This is a genomic window from Pseudomonas sp. RGM 3321, from assembly GCF_022836805.1.
Taxonomy (GTDB): domain Bacteria; phylum Pseudomonadota; class Gammaproteobacteria; order Pseudomonadales; family Pseudomonadaceae; genus Aquipseudomonas.
Genome location: NZ_JALHBH010000087.1, coordinates 42670 through 60867, shown reverse-complemented (window position 1 = coordinate 60867; position 18198 = coordinate 42670). Strand labels below are relative to the sequence as shown.

Below are 18198 nucleotides of genomic sequence, written 5' to 3'. Positions count from 1 at the left end.
CAACGATGAGCTTGCAGACATCAAGCTTGAAGGCTGCATCGAATTTTCTGTATTTCTTGGTCATGGTGACTCCTCAATGGATATAGTTTCACCCATTAAGGTGTCCGGGGTCATTAGACCAGCTCACCCCCTCTGCTTATAGTGGGTGTTTTTGGGTTCCGGTTGCCCACCCCTCTAAGGTTCTCAAGGGAGGGCTTGGTAAAGGAATGTTGTTATCACAACTACCATCCCCCCTAAGTGAACTGCCCCATACGCCCACTGGCGATCACCTTCACGAGTCGAGGTCTTGACTTTCAGATGCTCTGTAGTCCTTGGATCTACCTTTCTATTCCCTGCGTTTAATCAGCAGCCAGCTCGTAACTCAGCTCAAGGTCCAGTTTTGCTTTGCTCGCTGGATGACGATCCAAGTAGCAAGCGACCCCGTGGATTGCGTGTCGTGCTGCTTTCGCGACCGTTTGCGCTGTCCGCTCAGAAATCATCGGGGTCTTTATAGCTGCCGTTGAAATGATCTTGAGGTGCATTGCTGCGATGACCGAACAGGGTCGCACATTGAGCTTACCGGCGCTCACCCCAGCGGCTGTCACGGTCGACCCATAGATAATGCCGTCCAGCCAACGAGGTCTTTCAAAGCTCAAGAGCCTTATATGGTGAGCGACGGGGTTTGTTGTGCTCTTCTTTGGCCTGCCTCGCTGGGGTTTCGCTGTGGCATGTTCCTTCGATGCTGCTTCTCTCGATACGGCTTCAGGTTCTCCTTCAGGCTCCGGTGGGGTCCACTGAGCGGCCTTGCAGGCATCAAAGAAGAGTGTCGGGTCATTACGGCGTTTGTTGGTCCATTGTTTGTAGTCCAAGTACGCATCAGGATTTATCATTTCATTGCCCTCATCAGTTGTCGGTCCGACGGGTGTCGTTCCGGTTAAAGTGAGGGGTTTTGGAGGCCACGGTTTAAAAGGGCTGTAGGTCACCGCTCTGGATGCTTTACATCAATTGACGGAGCATATTCAGCTCATCCATGAAGCCTTGTACGATTGGATTCGTTGACTTTTCGGCGTCCTACTTGCCTGTCTCGCGGACGGTCGGCAGGGCCGCTTCAGTGACCCGTCTATGGAACGGTTCAGAGGCTGCTGAACGGCCTCGTAGCAGCATCCGGTAGACATGGCCTTCGGAGAACATCGCCGTGGTGGTCGGTAGTGGTCGGCCTTAACCGTCCATCGCATTTACCACATTCTGGTAGGTTACCCACCGTGATATAACTGACCCCTTGGTCCCTTTAGGTTCTTGTAGTTGAAAGCCACGTCGTAAGGATTCTTCGAGCCACCCGCACGGGCTGCCTGAGTCGATACGAAAACAAGTTCGTGCTCAGGGTGTCCGGTCAGAACGTCCAGCTCGATGCCCATAAAGCACAGTTCGGCTACTTCTTTTTCCAGTTTGCAATCGACAGTTTCTTTTTGTCAGATTCGGGGAAGTAGGCATAGAGCTCAATGGGCCCAGTGATTTCGATGATCCGGAAAATAGTGATCCGCTCAGAAATGCTCTCAGCATGCCCCAGCATGGTTCTTAAAATTTCGTCCAATATAGTGATTTCATCTTCAGTATCGGTCTGATTTGCCTTATTGCGCCTACTGCCGGGCGATTTGATGGGCTGCTCAGGCTGACTTTTTTTTATGACCGCGATGAGCTCATCCACTGAGCCAGACATACCTGCGGCATGGCCCTTAGGTGTCACCATCATGGTAATAGTAAGAAAATCAGAGGAGATGTCACACCACATACTCTCGATTCGCTCACCGGAATCGATTGCTCCGATAGTGTAAGTAATATGCTCTCCCTGCTCTCGATCACACACAGCGAGTGTAAAACTGACCCGTGTTACGCGCTTCCCGGCTGGCTTTTCAACTGCTTCCATCTGACGCTCCATAGTTGTACCACGCCCAAATATCTAAGGGGAGGTAGGGCACTATCAGACCGCCACGCGAACTGCCTGGGCTACATGTGACCCTCTGCCCCCATTGCCTTCACCGCGCTCCTCTGAGCGTCCATCATGAAGCATTAGGACTTCACGGCCCATTCCCACAGCAAATGCAAGGTCCGCAAATAGGTCGTTAAAGAGCCACTTGATGTGACTACTTCGTTGGCCACGTCCATGAGATCTTCATCCCTATCAATTAGCGGGCACTGGGTGATACCTCCTTATGCCGAGCCTCCATAAGATCTCCTCCGAGCGGGGGAGGTCATCTTCGAGTATGCTCGGTCCTTGGCGTTATTGATGGAACCGTGTCCGAAGGAGAAATAATCGTCTGGACCCCTACATCGGTGCCTGCATATTTCTCGTGCAAGATCGAGGCGATGCTCCTTCCACTGGCCTTGGCCTCCTGTATGGCGGCGTAGACGTCCTCGCCTTTCATCGGTTTGTCATGAGCAATGACCAGTGTTGAAAACCCGAATGCAGCGTCCTCCTCATCATCAGCGGGCGAAACACTTTCTATCAAATCGTTAGGATCAAACTGCATCGCTGCATGCATGCCAGCACCATGGGTCCCATAATCCATATTGATTCCCTGCTGCTTCTCGAGCTCGAAAAAGAACAGATCGCTGTCACTAAATGGCAGATGGTAATCATTGAAATTAATAAACTGCCGCCCATCAATTCGCATCTGAAAGTGGTAGTGCGGGAAATTCGTGTAGGCGCCATTGTGTCCTACAAAGTCATTTTTGGAACAATCAAAGGACCACTCAATATTCTTCCAACGAATCGTAGAGCTCAGCACTTTGCCTTCGGGGGCCTCTTCTACGATATCGTTGATATTGGCCAACAACCTTTCACTATTCGCACACCACCTAAGGTAGGCGGAAATCTGCCGATAGCCGTATTTTAAAGCTATCAATAGGATGTCCTTGTTCTTGAATTTCCCCCGCCTCAGGAGCCAATGCAGGCAGGGCTCATCCCGACTCAGCGTTTTGAAGTCTTTTTGGCACAGGTAACACTGGTCCAGTGCATATGCGGCTTTGAAGCATTCATGCTGCTCCTGGTGCGCCCGATCATTCTCTGCCTGCCACTCCTCTCGCTCTGCATCTGTAAACCGTTCAAAATCGGCACTTGCTCTTGCCGCAGCAGCCTCGAAATCAATAGCCATTTCTGTCTCCTTACAAAATGGTCCAACGGAAATCCACTCTGGCGCTAAACGGTTTAGATATCATATCCAGAGGCCGTTTGAAATTAACCTTCCGCTACCGGGCAAAAGAGCTCGGAACCCTGTGATGAGTCTTTAAGATTAGGTTACCGGATGCCTGCTGAAAAAGCCTGGCCGATGCAGAGCTCAACTCACCAGTAAGCGGCAATCTGCCTTGCTTAAGGTACACAGGCTGAGTACACTTCGCGTCGACTAAGGGCTCTGAAGCCCTTGATTTTACTGGGTTTACGGCACTGATGCCCGTGTCGGCGGTTCGATTCCGTCTCTGGGCACCACCTTTCGTTTTCAGGTGATGCCAAGCACATCTGAAAGCACACAAGAAGCCCGCCTCGTGCGGGCTTTTTGCTGTCTGGGGTTTCGTCTAAATCTCTTCTAGAACCCCACACCTGGAAGGTATAAATCCAGACCGCTTCCAGATCGCGCTCGGCTGCAGGTGCGAGACGATACTCAGCCATTCGCTTTCAACATTCTCTGCTTGAACTCATCGACACTGAATGGACGAGGCTCCCCGCTTGACTCGCCTTCGATCAGCGCAAGCCGGATGGCTTCGATGTCCGCGCTCCGGGCCTGCTCGCGACGAATCAAGTCGCGGATATATTCGCTGTCATTGGTGTAACCGCCTACGTCGATCTGCGCCTTTATCCAGGCGTCCTGCTGATCGGTCACGGTGGTGGTTTTCCGTACAGTTGCCATGATTAAACTCCCATCATGAAAAAGTCTTGCTTGGGAGAGGCATGCTCAGACACAGGTCGCATAGCAAGAAAGCTCAAGCGCAGCGGCACCGACCTTGCATAGCCTTGAGCAAATCAAGACCAGCCATCCAGAGCCCTGCCACCTCCATCCCATTGAACTAATTTTCCCTGCCCGCCATCGAAGCCATACATTTGCTTCCACAAGGAAAATTACGTGCTCAAGTTTACTGCCTCCGCCCTCATCATCGCCGCCACTCTGGGTCTGGCTGCCTGCGACAGCAAGTCCGAACAGAAAGCACAGGACGCTCAGGCCCATCAGGAGAAATCCCAGGAGAAGATGGAGTCTGCTCAGGACAAAGTGAACGAGGCTGCCAAAGAGAACACCGAAGCGGCCAAGGACAAAGCTGCGTCCAAGGAAGCGGCTGCCGAAGAGTCGAAGACCTTCGTGCCGACGTCCGAAGTGACCAACACCATCCAGCCGGAAAAAAAGTGAAAACAGTAAATACTCTTCACAAAGTTTTCACAGCGGCCGCGTCATTGTAGAGCTGCTCCCAAGTGTGAATCCTTAAGCCCGCTCCCCCATCGCGGGCTTTTCTTTGTCCGGAATTTGACGGGCAGAGCGCTTTTCCAGATATCTGCGTACCTATAGTCAACAGTCAGCGTATTTCTTTTTGACAAAAAACTGCACTTTTTTGACGCCAGAAAATCTCTTTATTTGTCCAGCTAATTGTTGCAATGACCCGTTCATGCCGCAGCTTTTCGAGCCGATACTCTAATCACAGCAAGTCCACAAATACACCAAGGGGCAGGTTATGTTCGGAAACAAGAACAAAGCTGAACTGACAGCCATGAAGGCCGAGGTAGATGGACTCAAAGGACTGACAAGCGCACTGGAAAAATCAATGGTGGTGGTCGAGCTGGGTCTCGACGGCAAGATTCTTCGTGCCAACGATAACTTCCTCACAACGATGGGCTACCGGGCTGATGAGATGGCCAGCAAGACGCACCGCGACTTTTGCGAACCGGAGACACTCCGCAGCCGCGAATACGCGGATCTGTGGGCATCTCTGAAGGCTGGCAAGTTCATCTCCGGCACATTCAAGCGCATCGACAAGAATGGCCGCAGTGTCTGGCTTGAAGCCAGCTACAACCCGGTAACCGATACGCAGGGCAAAGCCTTCAAGGTGGTCAAGTACGCCTTGGACGTCACCAGACGTGTAATGCTCGAGAACGAGACCAACAGCAAGCTGGCAGCTGTAGACCGGGCCATGGCTGTTTGCGAATTCGAGCCCAATGGTAATGTGATAACTGCCAACAGTAACTTCCTGAACGTCATGGGTTACGCACTGAACGAGATCAAAGGTAAACACCACAGATCGTTCTGCGAACCGGCACTGGTCAACAGCCCGGAATACGTCGAATTCTGGCGCAAGCTGAATCAGGGCGAGTTCATTGGCGATCAGTTCAAACGCCTTGGCAAACATGGTCGGGTTGTCTGGCTGGAAGCCACGTATAACCCGGTTTTTGATGTCGACGGCAAGCTCTACAAGATCGTCAAGTTTGCCAGTGACATTACCCCGCGTGTCGAAAAGCAGGAAGCCGATGCGCATGGTGCGTCGCGTGCTTACCATATCTCGGCAGAAACCGAGAAAGTGGCCGAACAAGGAACCCTGGTCATTCAGGAAACCGCTCGGGAAATGCGCCAGATTGCCGAAAACATCGGCGCGTCGGCGAAGCTGGTGAGCCAACTGGGCGATCGCTCCGAGCAGATCACCGCCATCGTCAACACCATCCGCGGCATCGCCGACCAGACCAACCTGCTGGCGCTCAACGCTGCCATCGAAGCGGCACGGGCGGGTGACCAGGGGCGCGGTTTTGCCGTGGTGGCAGACGAAGTCCGGCAACTGGCCGGACGTACAAGTGGTTCTACCACCGAGATTGCCGAAATGATCGGCAAGATCCTCGCCGAAACACGTGAAGCCGTGGCGAGCATGGATGCCACGCAGGAAGGTGCCATTCGAGGTGTGATACTGGCAGATCAGGCCGGGCAGGTCATCGTCCAGATCCGCGACGGCGCGAGCGACGCGGTCGAGGCCGTGAACATGTTTGCCACCCGCATGGACGAAGCCGAAGCCTTTGCCAAACCAGGCAAACGATGACGACGGCATAAAACGCGCCACCCAAACCCGCGTCCTGCGGGTTTTTTATTGCCTCGCTTTATGTCGACTGTTCGGTGCTGGAACGCTTGAGCATTTTTCAGTGCACGCATGGAACCGCCTTGAGCAGACGTTCCACTCATCGATGAATTTCCGTTGATGAGCAGGCTGATGAGTAACCTTTTCTACAAGACCCTGCTTGATGACTTATCCCGATCCCTCGACATGCAACCGCTGGCATTTGATGATCACGGGGCGTGCAACATGATCATCGACAACACATTTGCGCTAACGCTGTTATGCGATCACGCGCGCGAACGCCTGCTGTTGATCGGCTTGCTTGAGACGCCCGAAGACATACCCCAGCAGCGTCTTCTGGCTGGAGCGCTCAATCCGTTACTCAATGCAGGCCCCGGCCTTGGTCTGGACGAGAAAAGCGGCCTTTATCACGCGTATCAAAGCATCCCTCGAGAAAAACTCGGCGTCCCGACGCTCAAGCGTGAAATTGCGAGTCTGCTGGAGTGGATGAGGAGCTGGCGCGAAGCAAGTCAATAAGCGCTTCAAGACTCGATGTCCCTTTTCGTGAGAATCAAACTATGAACCCCATTCAGTCACGCTTCTCCAGTGTGCAAGAGCTCAGGCAGTCGAACCTTGATATTCCGGCGCTCAAAGCCAATGGTCGACTTGAGGTCGACGGCAAAAGATACGAGATTCAAGCAGCCGATGACGGAACGATCGCAGTCCTTCGCCCCGAACAACAATCAAAAGCGAAAAGCTTTTTCAAAGGAGTCTCCCAGCTGGTAGGCGGCAGCAGTCAGCGCGCGCAGATTGCCCAGGTACTCAATCAGAAAGCCGCATCGACACGTACTGCCTTGCACCAGAGCCCTTTGCCGGATAGACGCTTTGACAACCTTGAGCGGGGCGAAAGTAGCTCAGCCGCAACAGCCATCAAACCCACGGCCAGACAGGCAGCGCAAAATACTTTTGACAGCTTTCATGAGTGGGCCAGGCAGGCGGAAAAGCTGTCCAACCCGTCTCAGATGGACATCTACAAAATCTATAAAAATGATGCTCCTCACTCTCGCCCCATGAGCGAGGAGCAGCAAGAAGAGTTCCTGCAAACGCTAAAGGCACTGAACGGCAAACACGGCATTGAGGTGCGCAGCCAGGATCATGACAAAGTGGTGAATAAAAAGGACCGCAACCTGGACAAGTACATTGCAGAGAGTCCAAACGCAAAAACATTTTTCTATCGAATTACCCCCAGACATGAACGCCGCGAAGGTAAGCATCAAGGGCGATTGACCATCGGCGTACAGCCCGAATACGCAACACAGCTGACACGCGCCATGGCTGCACTGATCGAGAAGGAAAGTGCAATCACACAAGGTAAAGTCATAGGCCCCGCCTGCCATGGCCAGATGACCGATTCAGCCGTTTTGTATATAAACGGCGACCTCGCAAAAGCGGAAAAGCTGGGTAACAAACTCAAACAGATGAGCGGCATACCTCCAGAAGCGTTCATCGAGCACACCCCTATGAGCATGCAATCCCTGAGCACCGGGCTGTCCTATGCAGAAAGCATCCTCGGAGACCTCAGAGGTCATGGAATGTCGCGGGCAGAAGTTATCAGTGACGCCTTGCAAATGGATGGGCGGCCATTTCTCGCCCGATTGAAGTTATCTTTGGCAGCCAATGGTTATGACCCGGACAACCCGGCCCTTCGAAACGCCAAATGAGCGCTGCGTCTGTCGTGAGCGCGGTAATTTGCAGATGCGGGTCAAACCAGCAAAACCTTGGTTATTTACCACGTCTGCGCTTCAATAGCGGCCATTGCACCTCACGCTAGCCAAAGGACCGTTCATGGCCTCGCCAGACAAGCAGCAAAAACGTGCCAAGCGCGCAAAGATCAAGGCCAAACAAAACCGCTCGGGCAAGGCCGCAACCAGCCTCGCTCATCCGGTTTTTGCCTCGGCGCTGGTCAATCAGCCGTTTGATGATGTCGAACTCGATCTGAATACCTTCGACTTCAGTGACATTGTCGAGAACGGCTTCGATCCGGCTGACTACGACGATCTTTTCACCGCCATGAAAGCAGCAGAAGCCATCAGCCAGCTCGCGCTGTGCGTGGTCTTCCTGCAATACCCGGTGCTGGCACTGGTCGTTTCCGAAGAGCAAGAAGATCCCGCCACAGACTTCATGATGGGTCTGCTGATCGTGTACCGCGCCATGTATCACGATGAGGATGAAGACACGGCAATCGAATGGATCGAAAGCCCTGCCTTCCAGAAGGATTACACCCTGGCCTCTGACCTGCTGATGAAGAGAGACACCAGAGCGGCACGCTGATGGAAGCTCGTGCCAATGCGCGGCATTGGCACGAGGGTCATGCGCCCAAGGGCACGATCAACCCAGCGCAGCAGCGCCCACGCGACCGTCCTTGCGGCGACGCGATACGATCAGACCAGCGCCGATCACCAACAGGCTGAGTACGCCGGTGGCGATGATTTCGAGGCGATGCTCTTCCTGCAGCAGCATGATGGTCAGCACCGCGACGATGAACGCGATCACAGCCCAGGTCAGCCATGGGAACAGCCACATCTTGAAGTCGATGGCCTCGCCCGCAGCAATACGCTTCCGGCGCATCCGCAGTTGCGACACGGCAATTACCAGATACACCAGCAGGGCAATGGCACCAGAGCTGGCCAGCAGAAAATCAAACACGGCAGCCGGTGCGATGTAGTTGGCGAACACGGTCAGGAACGCTGCCGCTGTCGACATGATCACCGCCCAGTGAGGCGTACCGCCCTTGCTGGTGCGCTTGGACACGGCCGGTGCATCGCCGCGCTTGCCCAGCGAGAACAGCATGCGCGAAGCGGTGTACAGGGCCGAGTTCAGGCAGCTGGTCACGGCGACCAGGACCACCAGGTCGACGATCAGCTTGGCGTTCGGAATGCCCATTGCATCGAGCACGGTCTGATACGAACCCACCTCGGCCAGGCGCGGGTCGTTCCACGGCACCAGCGACACAACGATGAAGATCGAAACCAGATAGAACAGGAAGATCCGCCAGATCACCGAGTTGGTGGCCTTGGTGATCTGCTTGCCAGGGTTCTTGGACTCCGCCGCTGCGATGGTCACAATCTCGGTGCCCATGAACGAGAACATGGTGGTCAGCATCGCCGCCAGCACCGCGCCCATGCCGTTAGGCAGGAAGCCACCGGTATCAAACAGATGGCTCACGCCACTGACGTTACTGGTTGGCAGCAGACCAAAAATCGCCGCAACACCCAGCACCACGAACGCGATGATCGCCACAACCTTGATCAGCGCAAACCAGAACTCGAATTCGCCGTAATTCTTCACACTGAACAGGTTGGTCGCGGTCAGCAGCAATGTGATGACCAGCGTGAACATCCAGATCGCGATGTTCGGGAACCAGGCGTGCAGAATGGTCGCGGCGGCGTTGGCCTCCAGCGGGATCACCAGCACCCAGAACCACCAATACAACCAGCCGATGGTGAAGCCGGCCCAATGCCCGATAGCGCGGTCGGCGTAGGTTGAGAACGAACCTGTGTCCGGCGAGGCAACGGCCATTTCGGCCAGCATGCGCATCACCAGCACCACCAGCGTACCCGCAGCGGCATAGGCCAGCAGCACGGCAGGACCAGCCTCGGCAATCGCATGGCCGGAGCCGACGAACAGACCGGCACCAATAACGCCGGCAATCGACAGCATCGTAATGTGTCGCGGTTTCAGCCCTTGTTCGAGCTCGGAAGAGTTAGCGGTACTGCTCATAAAACCACCTGTGCAAGACGAGCGAGGCACACCGAAGCATTACGTAAAAAGAAAGCTACGGTGCCGTTCTTTATTATTGACGCAAGAATTGCGCCAAAATATTTCGAAAACGACGTCGCTTAGAGAATACGAGGCTTGTAGCTTGGCCCGTGAAGCATGCAAGACGATGGTTTTATACGCAGCCTGTAGGATTTGTTACCAAACGCCTCAGATTCGTCTAAATACACGCACCAAGAATGCCCAAAAACCTCTTACAAGCGCAAACATGGTGCACCAATCAGAACGCCGCTCAGCAAATGCTACTTCCAACACCAGGCTAAAGCTGGCAACATCGCGCCTTTTTCGCGCACGCCCTGTTTTGCAGGGCATCGTGCTTGCCTTCATGCGACCGTCCGCTGCCCAGATGAGACAACCCGTCGAGCCCCTCCACGCTGGACGAAAGACGCTGATGGTTGTCCTTTAAACGCTGTGCTAGCTTGGCGTTCGCTGACAGCCAGCGCGCACACTTCAACGAGGACCCCACATGGCCGAGGCCACGCCCGCCCTGGAAATCCGCAACCTGCACAAACGCTACGATCAGCTTGAGGTGCTCAAAGGCATCTCGCTGACCGCTCGCGACGGCGATGTCATATCAATCCTCGGCTCATCCGGTTCCGGCAAGTCCACGCTGCTGCGCTGCGTCAACCTGCTGGAAAACCCGCATCAGGGGCAGATCCTGGTGGCCGGTGAAGAGTTGAAGCTCAAGGCTGCGCGCAACGGCGACCTGATTGCCGCTGATAACCGGCAGATCAACCGCTTGCGCAGCCAGATCGGTTTCGTGTTCCAGAACTTCAACCTGTGGCCGCACATGAGCGTGCTCGATAACATCATCGAAGCGCCGCGTCGCGTTCTGGGCCATAGCAAGGCCGAAGCCATCGAGGTGGCTGAAGAGCTGCTGGCCAAGGTGGGCATCGCCGACAAACGCCATGCCTACCCAGCGCAGCTCTCCGGCGGTCAACAGCAGCGCGCCGCCATTGCGCGTACGCTGGCCATGCAGCCAAAGGTCATTCTGTTCGACGAGCCAACCTCGGCACTCGACCCGGAGATGGTTCAGGAAGTACTCGGCGTCATCCGCGCGCTGGCCGAAGAAGGCCGGACCATGCTGCTGGTGACCCATGAAATGAATTTCGCACGTCAGGTATCAACTGAAGTGGTGTTTTTGCATCAGGGAATGGTCGAAGAACAGGGCACACCACAGCAAGTGTTCGAAAACCCGCTGTCGGCAAGGTGCAAACAATTCATGTCGAGTCACCGCTAACGGAGCAACACCCCATGAAGACGTACAAGAAGATCCTGCTGGTTGCCGCGGCCACGCTGGCGTTCAGCAGTGGCGCCTTTGCCGAAAAGCTGAAAATGGGTATTGAAGGGGCTTATCCGCCGTTCAATAACAAGGATGCAAGCGGCCAGGTGGTCGGCTTCGACTATGAAATCGGTCAGGCCCTGTGCGCAAAAATGAAGGTCGAATGCGAAGTGGTGACTTCCGACTGGGACGGCATCATCCCGGCACTCAACGCGCAGAAATTCGACTTCCTGATCTCATCGCTGTCGATCACCGAAGAGCGCAAGCAGGTCGTAGACTTCACCGATCCGTACTACTCGAACAAGCTGCAATTCCTTGCACCAAAGACGTCTTCCGTCGATGTTTCGTCCACTGAAAAAGCCAAAGAAAGCCTTACCGGCAAGTCAGTGGGCGCCCAACGCTCGACGCTGGCCGCCACCTGGCTGGAAGACAAACTGGGGATCCTGGACGCCAAGCTCTATGACACTCAGGAAAACGCTTTTCTTGATCTGCTTTCCGGTCGCGTCGACGTCATGCTGGCCGACAAGTACGTCAGCTACGAGTGGCTGAAAAGCGAGGCCGGGCAAAACTTCGAGTTCAAGGGCGAGCCTGTTGTGGAAAACGACAAGATCGGTATCGCGGTGCGCAAAGGCGACGACCCGTTGCGCGAGCGTCTGAACGCAGCCCTGAAAGAAATCATCGCTGACGGCACCTATAAAAAGATCAACGACAAGTATTTCCCTTTCAGCATTCTCTGATTCACCCGACCACGCTGCCGCTGCCTCAACACGAGGCGCGGCGACTGGTCCTGACAAAGCCTGCCCATGAACATTGATCTCCACGGATTCGGCCCGGCCCTTGCGGCTGGCGCGCTGATGACGGTCCAGCTTGCACTCTCGGCCCTGTGCCTGGGGCTGGTGCTCGGACTGCTCGGCGCCCTGGCCAAGACCTCGCCCTATAAGCCACTGCAATGGCTGGGCGGCACTTACTCGACGCTGGTACGCGGCATTCCCGAATTGCTCTGGGTGTTGCTGATCTACTTCGGCACCGTCAACGGCATGCGCGCATTGGGCGAATGGCTCGGCATCCCGAACCTGGCTCTGAGCGCGTTCGCCGCCGGAGTTATCGCCCTCGGGCTGTGTTTTGGCGCGTATGCCACCGAGGTGTTTCGCGGCGCAATTCTCGCTATTCCCAAAGGCCATCGTGAAGCCGGGTTAGCGCTGGGCATGTCACGGCCGCGCATCCTCTTCAAGCTGGTGCTGCCGCAGATGTGGCGCATCGCCCTGCCAGGCCTGGGCAATCTGTTCATGATTCTGATGAAAGACACCGCGCTGGTCTCGGTGATCGGCCTGGAAGAAATCATGCGTCACGCGCAGATCGCCGTGGGCTTCACCAAAGAAGCGTTCACGTTCTATATGGTCGCAGCCATCATGTATCTGGGCCTGACCGTGCTGGCCATGCTCGGCATGTATTTCTTCGAAAAACGTGCAAGTCGCGGCTTTCTGAGGAGCGCGTCATGAACTGGGAAGTCATCATCAAATGGTTGCCGCGACTGGCGCAGGGCGCGACCCTGACCCTGGAGCTGGTGGCCATCGCCGTCATAGCCGGGCTGATCCTCGCCATCCCGATTGGCATTGCCCGTGCCTCGCGGCATTGGCCGGTGCGCGCCCTACCCTACGCTTACATCTTTTTCTTCCGCGGCACACCGCTGCTGGTGCAACTGTTTCTGGTCTATTACGGCCTGGCGCAGTTCGACGTGATGCGTCAGGGGCCGCTGTGGCCGTACCTGCGCGACCCTTTCTGGTGTGCGGTTGTCACCATGACCCTGCACACCGCCGCCTACATCGCAGAAATCCTGCGCGGCGCAATTCAGGCCGTGCCGGTCGGCGAAGTCGAGGCTGCGCGGGCGCTGGGCATGTCGAAATGGAAAGCACTGTTCTACATCGTCCTGCCCCGCGCGGCACGTATCGGCCTGCCTGCCTACAGCAACGAAGTAATCCTGATGCTCAAGGCCAGCGCGCTGGCAAGCACAGTCACCCTGCTGGAGTTGACCGGCATGGCCCGCACGATCATTGCCCGTACTTACCTGCCGGTAGAAATTTTCTTCGCCGCCGGTATGTTCTACCTCGTGATGACGTTCGTGCTGGTACAAGGCTTCCGCCTGCTGGAAAAGCTGCTGCGTGTAGACGCCAGTCAGGGGCGCTGATATGAAGGGTGCTGGCGTCGATCCAGTCAGCACCTTGCCCCGCGAGGCCGCCACTATGCCCACTGAACCTTGCTTGCAGGATGAACACCTCGGCAGCCACTTTCGTGCGCTGGACAGCTTCCTGTTCGCGCATCAGGCCCTGTGGCGACCCAAGCCGTTCACACACCTGCGCCTGCCGTGGGAAGACAAATACCCGGTCCTCGCGCACTGGCTGCGGCAACGCACGCTGGAACAGGCCGAGGCCGCGCATAACCACCCGGAACAACTCGACGCGCCGTTTCCCTTCCCGCAGCTGGCCACGGAGGCCGTCGCCCTGAGCGATGTCGCTGAACTGCCTGCGTATCCTCTGGAGCCAATCGATGCGCGCATGAGTGTCGACGTGCCGGGGCGCAAATGGCAACAGATCGAAGCCTTCGCCAGCCATCTGGACAGGCGTGATACCACCACGCACTGGCTGGACTGGTGCGCAGGCAAAGGCCACCTGGGGCGGCGCCTGACCGGGCGCGGTCAGCGTCTGACCTGCCTGGAGCACGACCCGGCGCTGATCGAAGCGGGGCTGACACTCAGTGCCCGGCAAGGCATCGACGCGCGGCATGTGCAGCAGGATGTAATGGCCGACGACGCTTGGCGCTGCCTGCAACCCGAGCACACACCCGTGGCGCTGCATGCCTGCGGCGACCTGCACATTCAGCTGATGGAGCTGGCCAGCCAGACCGGCTGCCGGTACATGGCAATCGCGCCGTGCTGCTACAACCGCACCCGGCACGACCTGTATCGGCCGCTGTCCAGCGACGGCAAGGCATCGGGCTTGAAGCTGTCACGAGACGAACTCGGTCTGCCGCTCAGCGAAACCGTGACGGCTGGCGCTCGCGTACGTCGTCAACGCGACACCTCGATGGCCCGCCGCCTGGGCTTCGACCTGCTGCAGCGTAGCTTGCGCGGCATTGACGATTACTTGCCCACGCCTTCGCTGCCGACATCCTGGCTGGATGCTTCCTACGCGGACTACTGCAATCATCTGGCGCGATTGAAGAATCTGCCGGCACCGGGCCAGCAGGACTGGGCTTCTCTGGAAGCCGCTGGCTGGAAAAGGCTGGCCGAAGTACGCAATCTGGAACTGGTCCGCGACCTTTTTCGGCGTCCGCTGGAGATGTGGCTGGTGCTCGACAGGGCAATGTATGTCCACGAGCAGGGTTACAGCGTCAGCGTTGGCACTTTCTGTGACAGCCGGATTACACCACGCAACCTGCTGATTCTGGCTCGAAAATCGTGACCTAAATCGATTGAGCAACCTGTGGATAAGTCTGTTGATGAAAATGTGGATGAGTGCGTTAAAGCTTGGCGCGCCAGTTACTGAAGCCCCTTATTTTTTCCCGCAATCCTTTCCGTAACCCGCAAAAGCAATGCCTTGCGGCTCAATGCACCCGACTGCACATAATTACCCAGCTGCGCAAATCTTTATCGGCAAATTGTGCATAAAGATTTGGTAAAGGCTCTGGCGCAAGCGTTTTGCGCGGCTCAATCGTGCACACGCAGACGCCTGTGCACGAGCTGTCCGGCGCAAGATTTCAGACCTCTTCGACACACTCCAGCGAGCGCTCGACCATGACTTTGGCCATTTCCAGCATGTGCATGGAAGCGAACGCCAGATCGCGCTGCGAACCGGTCAGTTCATCGCCAAGTTCGTGAGCGGTGGCCGATGCGCAGCGCAGGAAATCCAGCGCATGCACCAACGTTGCTTCCAGGCTGATGAAGTCGAACTTGCTGTCGTGCGGTTCTTTGTCAGTGCGGGGGATTGGCAGGTAACACGCCATGGCGCGCTTGACGACCGCCTTGTCGAAGATTGGCGCGGTGCTGGACTGTTTGTTGGGCGGATCGGGGGTTACTTTGACCATGCTTAGCTCTCTCCTCAATGGAGCTGCCACTGGGTCGCGACTAAACGATTGAGGTGGCAGCTGTGCGAAAGGTTAGTCGACCGGGAGCTAAGACCGGCGCACCCGAAGGTGCCCTCACGCACAGCCGCCATAGAGTGCAGGAAGAAGACCTGACCAAAACAGCGACGCGATACGCCTTAACTCAAATCCGGGCGACTAAACCCGATCGCTGATAGCCAGCGACGGGCGGAGATTAGAAGCCCATACAGGTAGGCGCAAGCGGTCGGGGATTCTCTCGGAAATGTCCTTCAAAAGAAAGAGACGGTGCCTGCAAAAACCGGCCTGAAAGCGTTGCAAAAGGTGAGTTCACAGTACGACGCTTTGATTCTGGCCGAAGGCCGTAGGAGCGAACTTGTTCGCGAAGACTGAATACGCAGCGCCGCATTCCTGTCATGACTCACTACTAAAACTGATCATCCTTCAACCGCGCAAACGGCACACTGCGGTTCTGCAGCTTGCGCAACGTCAGCTTGTAGGCACTGGACTTGATCTGACTGCCCATCGGCGTCTCCTCCAGCAAAATCCGACCCGACGCAAAGGCACAGCCCGTGCTAATCATCTTGTACTTGAGCAGATACAGCCCCGGGTCCATCTTGGCAAACGTAAACACCGCACCAGCCGGCACAAACGCATGCCGAAACGCCCTGCGCCCCACCGCATCCGTGACCTTGGCATACACCGCCGACTCGCCAGCCGAGTTATCCACAGTGATCTGCGACCAGCCGTTGTCCTTGAGCAACGGCATGTCTTTCACGTAACCCGCCTTTTCCGGCCAGGGCGCGCCCATCGGATCCAGCGCGGGCACCTCACACTCGGACGTTACCGTATCAACCGGCTTGGCCGGGCTGGCCACAGGCTCTTCAACCGGCGCGGCGGGCGCTGGCTTGACCCACGTCTGCGCAGCCGGCACCGGCTCGGCTGGCACAAACGCCTTGCCAGCATCCGGGTCATAACCCATCCACGCCCCGGCTGCGCAAAACACCACAAACACCAGCGCCCAACGCCACGCACTGCGACGACGCTTGTCACTGGAAGGCGATGAGAAGGAAGGAGAAGCCTTTGGCACCGGGCCCGTCCGGGCCGCCCGAGAGGGCGTTGCAGTGGCAGTAGCAGAATTTGCGGCATACACATGCACCGCCTGCCCACCCGCCGCACGCGCCTGCTTGCGCCGCAACGCGTCCATACGAGCCTTGTGCTCATCGGCAGCAAGCTGCGCATCATAAGCCGCACGCCGCAAAGGGTCCGCCAGCACATCATGAGACGCGTTGACCACGCCCATCATGTCCGAGGCATAAGGGTCGGGATTCCTGTCCGGGTGCAGCTTCTGCGCCAGCTTGCGATAAGCCTTCTTGATCTGCTCAGGAGAGGCATCGCGAGCAACACTCAGCAGCTCGTAATGCGTGGGCGTTCTCTGCATTGCACTTGCTGTCCATGGCTGACTGCCATTTTTGATACAGATGTATCGGCCAAAAAGCCCATATCTCCAGTGCAAATGCAACGCAACAAGAACCAGCCCACAATAAAATGCCCGAATCCAGAGGATCCGGGCATTTCTTGAAACATAGATGAAGCTTTCGTGAGCGTCCAGACGCACATTCATGCGATTCAGACAGCAATCCTCAGCCCCACCTTGCGCAAGACCCGACAGGCCAGACGCAACTACAAATATCCTTCAACAACTCCTCAGCGAATGAGCAGCCTGCGGCAAACAACACCCCAAACCCGGTTACGATCCATCGCATTACTCATCAGATAGTCCTTTATCTGCTGGCTGAAAAGCTAACGTCCCGTGCTGCTGACTCAGTAGCCTGGGCCGTTGAGAACAAGCCTATGCAAAGCCCCCCCGCCCTGCAACAGCCCAAAAATGGCGGGGTCGGATGGGTGCCTGTTCACGCACCAGATAGCCATCAACGCTGGACGCATCGGTTTGCACGACCAGGTTAAAAATCGAGCGTTCTGTCAGGTACAAGCTGCGCGTGCCAGAGGCGAAATCAGCGTCCAAATGCGCAGTGCTCGCACACATCAAGCAGACCATTCCGCCAAAACCAACAGAAACGTCCTTCACCACCACCCGCCCGCATCCCACTCAAAGCGCCAATGGTCGATTTTTTTCAACTGAATCAGACAGCTAGGCTTTACAAGCGCATCAGAAGCTATATACTCGCAGCCCATTACGCCGGTATAGCTCAGTTGGTAGAGCAACTGACTTGTAATCAGTAGGTCCCGGGTTCGACTCCTGGTGCCGGCACCATATAAATCAAGGGCTTGCAGCAATGCAGGCCCTTGTTTTTTTCCCCAGACGTAATAAGCCACGTAACAAGGCCACCGATCAGGCCTGTCTTACGTGCTCCACGTCGAGCTCCAACCGCAGCTACAGACGCTCATGAGCAGTAGCGCGAGACCCTGGCCAACCGCTCGGTACAGGGTGCCCCGCTCAAAATCTGAGGGGGGTCAGAAAAAAGGTAATATTAGTAATACGTCTCGGGAAAATTGGCTGCAGCCCTTGCAGGCCGTGGCTTTCAGCGTTTTCGGGCAAAGGTAATATTGAAGCGATACAAAGGTGATAATATTACCTTTTACTAAAGCTATATTTTCATTTCCTAAAACCCAATGAATCCGGGGGTTTCAGGAAAATATTACCTTTCATATCGCTTCATATTACCTTTCGATGTAATACGCGCAGCCCAGTAAAACCGTGGCCTCCAGCTCAGGTTCGTGGGTCATATAGCTAATATCGCTCTTTTTGAAAACACCCTCCCATACCTGAGATTCGATCTCATTTAAAACGGCTTTTTTCAAAACGCCGACTGCAGCGGATTAAGGTCTTCAGGTCGTCACCAGCACGTGTAACCGTGTGCAACGTCCAAAGCATCCTGAGTGCGGCTATAGCCCTCGTCCTGCGTGCG

18 protein-coding genes and 1 tRNA gene are annotated in these 18198 nt (G+C 56.0%); 11 read left to right on the top strand and 8 right to left on the bottom strand.

Features of this window, described 5'->3' with window-relative positions; all coding sequences use genetic code 11:
• Positions 1-338: 338 nt before the first annotated feature.
• From RGM3321_RS03595 to RGM3321_RS03580, 4 genes are all read right to left on the bottom strand, one after another.
• The gene (locus RGM3321_RS03595; protein ID WP_244391639.1) at positions 339-869 is read right to left on the bottom strand and encodes a hypothetical protein; all 531 of its coding nucleotides are present in this window, start codon (positions 867-869) and stop codon (positions 339-341) included.
• 539 nt (positions 870-1408) lie between these two features.
• Positions 1409-1903 (bottom strand): hypothetical protein, encoded by a 495-nt coding sequence (locus RGM3321_RS03590; RefSeq protein ID WP_244391638.1) that lies wholly within the window; start codon positions 1901-1903, stop codon positions 1409-1411.
• A gap of 325 nt (positions 1904-2228) precedes the next feature.
• On the bottom strand, positions 2229-3131 hold the full coding sequence (locus RGM3321_RS03585) for a hypothetical protein (RefSeq protein WP_244391637.1): 903 nt from the start codon (positions 3129-3131) through the stop codon (positions 2229-2231).
• A 504-nt stretch (positions 3132-3635) separates the two neighbouring features.
• A complete protein-coding gene (locus RGM3321_RS03580; RefSeq protein ID WP_244391636.1) occupies positions 3636-3881 on the bottom strand; it encodes a type II toxin-antitoxin system ParD family antitoxin in 246 nt (81 codons plus the stop codon).
• Positions 3882-4094: 213 nt separating this feature from the next.
• Here RGM3321_RS03580 and RGM3321_RS03575 point away from each other — a divergent pair, with 213 nt between their 5' ends.
• From RGM3321_RS03575 to RGM3321_RS03550, 5 genes are all read left to right on the top strand, one after another.
• A complete protein-coding gene (locus RGM3321_RS03575; RefSeq protein ID WP_004655093.1) occupies positions 4095-4373 on the top strand; it encodes a hypothetical protein in 279 nt (92 codons plus the stop codon).
• A gap of 319 nt (positions 4374-4692) precedes the next feature.
• The gene (locus RGM3321_RS28365) at positions 4693-6039 is read left to right on the top strand and encodes a methyl-accepting chemotaxis protein (protein WP_279613893.1); all 1347 of its coding nucleotides are present in this window, start codon (positions 4693-4695) and stop codon (positions 6037-6039) included.
• Between the two features lie 156 nt (positions 6040-6195).
• A complete protein-coding gene (locus RGM3321_RS03560; protein ID WP_244391635.1) occupies positions 6196-6591 on the top strand; it encodes a type III secretion system chaperone in 396 nt (131 codons plus the stop codon).
• A gap of 41 nt (positions 6592-6632) precedes the next feature.
• The gene (locus RGM3321_RS03555) at positions 6633-7775 is read left to right on the top strand and encodes a T3SS effector HopA1 family protein (RefSeq protein ID WP_244391634.1); all 1143 of its coding nucleotides are present in this window, start codon (positions 6633-6635) and stop codon (positions 7773-7775) included.
• Positions 7776-7899: 124 nt separating this feature from the next.
• Complete coding sequence (locus RGM3321_RS03550; protein ID WP_244391633.1) at positions 7900-8385, top strand: hypothetical protein; 486 nt, start codon at positions 7900-7902, stop codon at positions 8383-8385.
• A 57-nt stretch (positions 8386-8442) separates the two neighbouring features.
• On the opposite strand, the gene gabP is transcribed toward RGM3321_RS03550, so the two are convergent.
• A complete protein-coding gene (gene gabP, locus RGM3321_RS03545) occupies positions 8443-9834 on the bottom strand; it encodes a GABA permease (protein WP_244391632.1) in 1392 nt (463 codons plus the stop codon).
• A 523-nt stretch (positions 9835-10357) separates the two neighbouring features.
• Here gabP and RGM3321_RS03540 point away from each other — a divergent pair.
• From RGM3321_RS03540 to RGM3321_RS03520, 5 genes are all read left to right on the top strand, one after another.
• Positions 10358-11131, top strand: a complete 774-nt coding sequence (locus RGM3321_RS03540) for an ABC transporter ATP-binding protein (protein ID WP_244391630.1) — start codon at positions 10358-10360, stop codon at positions 11129-11131.
• Positions 11132-11145: 14 nt separating this feature from the next.
• On the top strand, positions 11146-11910 hold the full coding sequence (locus RGM3321_RS03535) for an ABC transporter substrate-binding protein (protein ID WP_244391629.1): 765 nt from the start codon (positions 11146-11148) through the stop codon (positions 11908-11910).
• Between the two features lie 66 nt (positions 11911-11976).
• Positions 11977-12672: an ABC transporter permease subunit gene (locus RGM3321_RS03530; protein ID WP_244391628.1), complete on the top strand. Its 696-nt coding sequence runs from the start codon at positions 11977-11979 to the stop codon at positions 12670-12672.
• Positions 12669-13358: an ABC transporter permease gene (locus RGM3321_RS03525; protein WP_244391627.1), complete on the top strand. Its 690-nt coding sequence runs from the start codon at positions 12669-12671 to the stop codon at positions 13356-13358. The genes RGM3321_RS03530 and RGM3321_RS03525 overlap by 4 nt, the downstream gene beginning before the upstream one ends.
• 1 nt (position 13359) lies before the next feature.
• Positions 13360-14631: a methyltransferase gene (locus tag RGM3321_RS03520; protein WP_244391626.1), complete on the top strand. Its 1272-nt coding sequence runs from the start codon at positions 13360-13362 to the stop codon at positions 14629-14631.
• A 295-nt stretch (positions 14632-14926) separates the two neighbouring features.
• On the opposite strand, the gene RGM3321_RS03515 is transcribed toward RGM3321_RS03520, so the two are convergent.
• The 3 genes from RGM3321_RS03515 to RGM3321_RS03505 all read right to left on the bottom strand — a co-directional run bounded on the left by RGM3321_RS03515 (position 14927) and on the right by RGM3321_RS03505 (position 17363).
• Complete coding sequence (locus tag RGM3321_RS03515; protein WP_244391625.1) at positions 14927-15253, bottom strand: hypothetical protein; 327 nt, start codon at positions 15251-15253, stop codon at positions 14927-14929.
• 442 nt (positions 15254-15695) lie between these two features.
• Positions 15696-16709, bottom strand: coding sequence for a J domain-containing protein (locus RGM3321_RS03510; RefSeq protein ID WP_244391624.1), 1014 nt, complete (start codon positions 16707-16709; stop codon positions 15696-15698).
• Positions 16710-17120: 411 nt separating this feature from the next.
• Positions 17121-17363: a hypothetical protein gene (locus RGM3321_RS03505; RefSeq protein ID WP_244391622.1), complete on the bottom strand. Its 243-nt coding sequence runs from the start codon at positions 17361-17363 to the stop codon at positions 17121-17123.
• A 104-nt stretch (positions 17364-17467) separates the two neighbouring features.
• Between RGM3321_RS03505 and RGM3321_RS03500 the strand changes: the two genes are divergently transcribed.
• A tRNA-Thr gene (locus RGM3321_RS03500) sits at positions 17468-17543 on the top strand.
• The last annotated feature ends 655 nt before the right edge of the window (positions 17544-18198 follow it).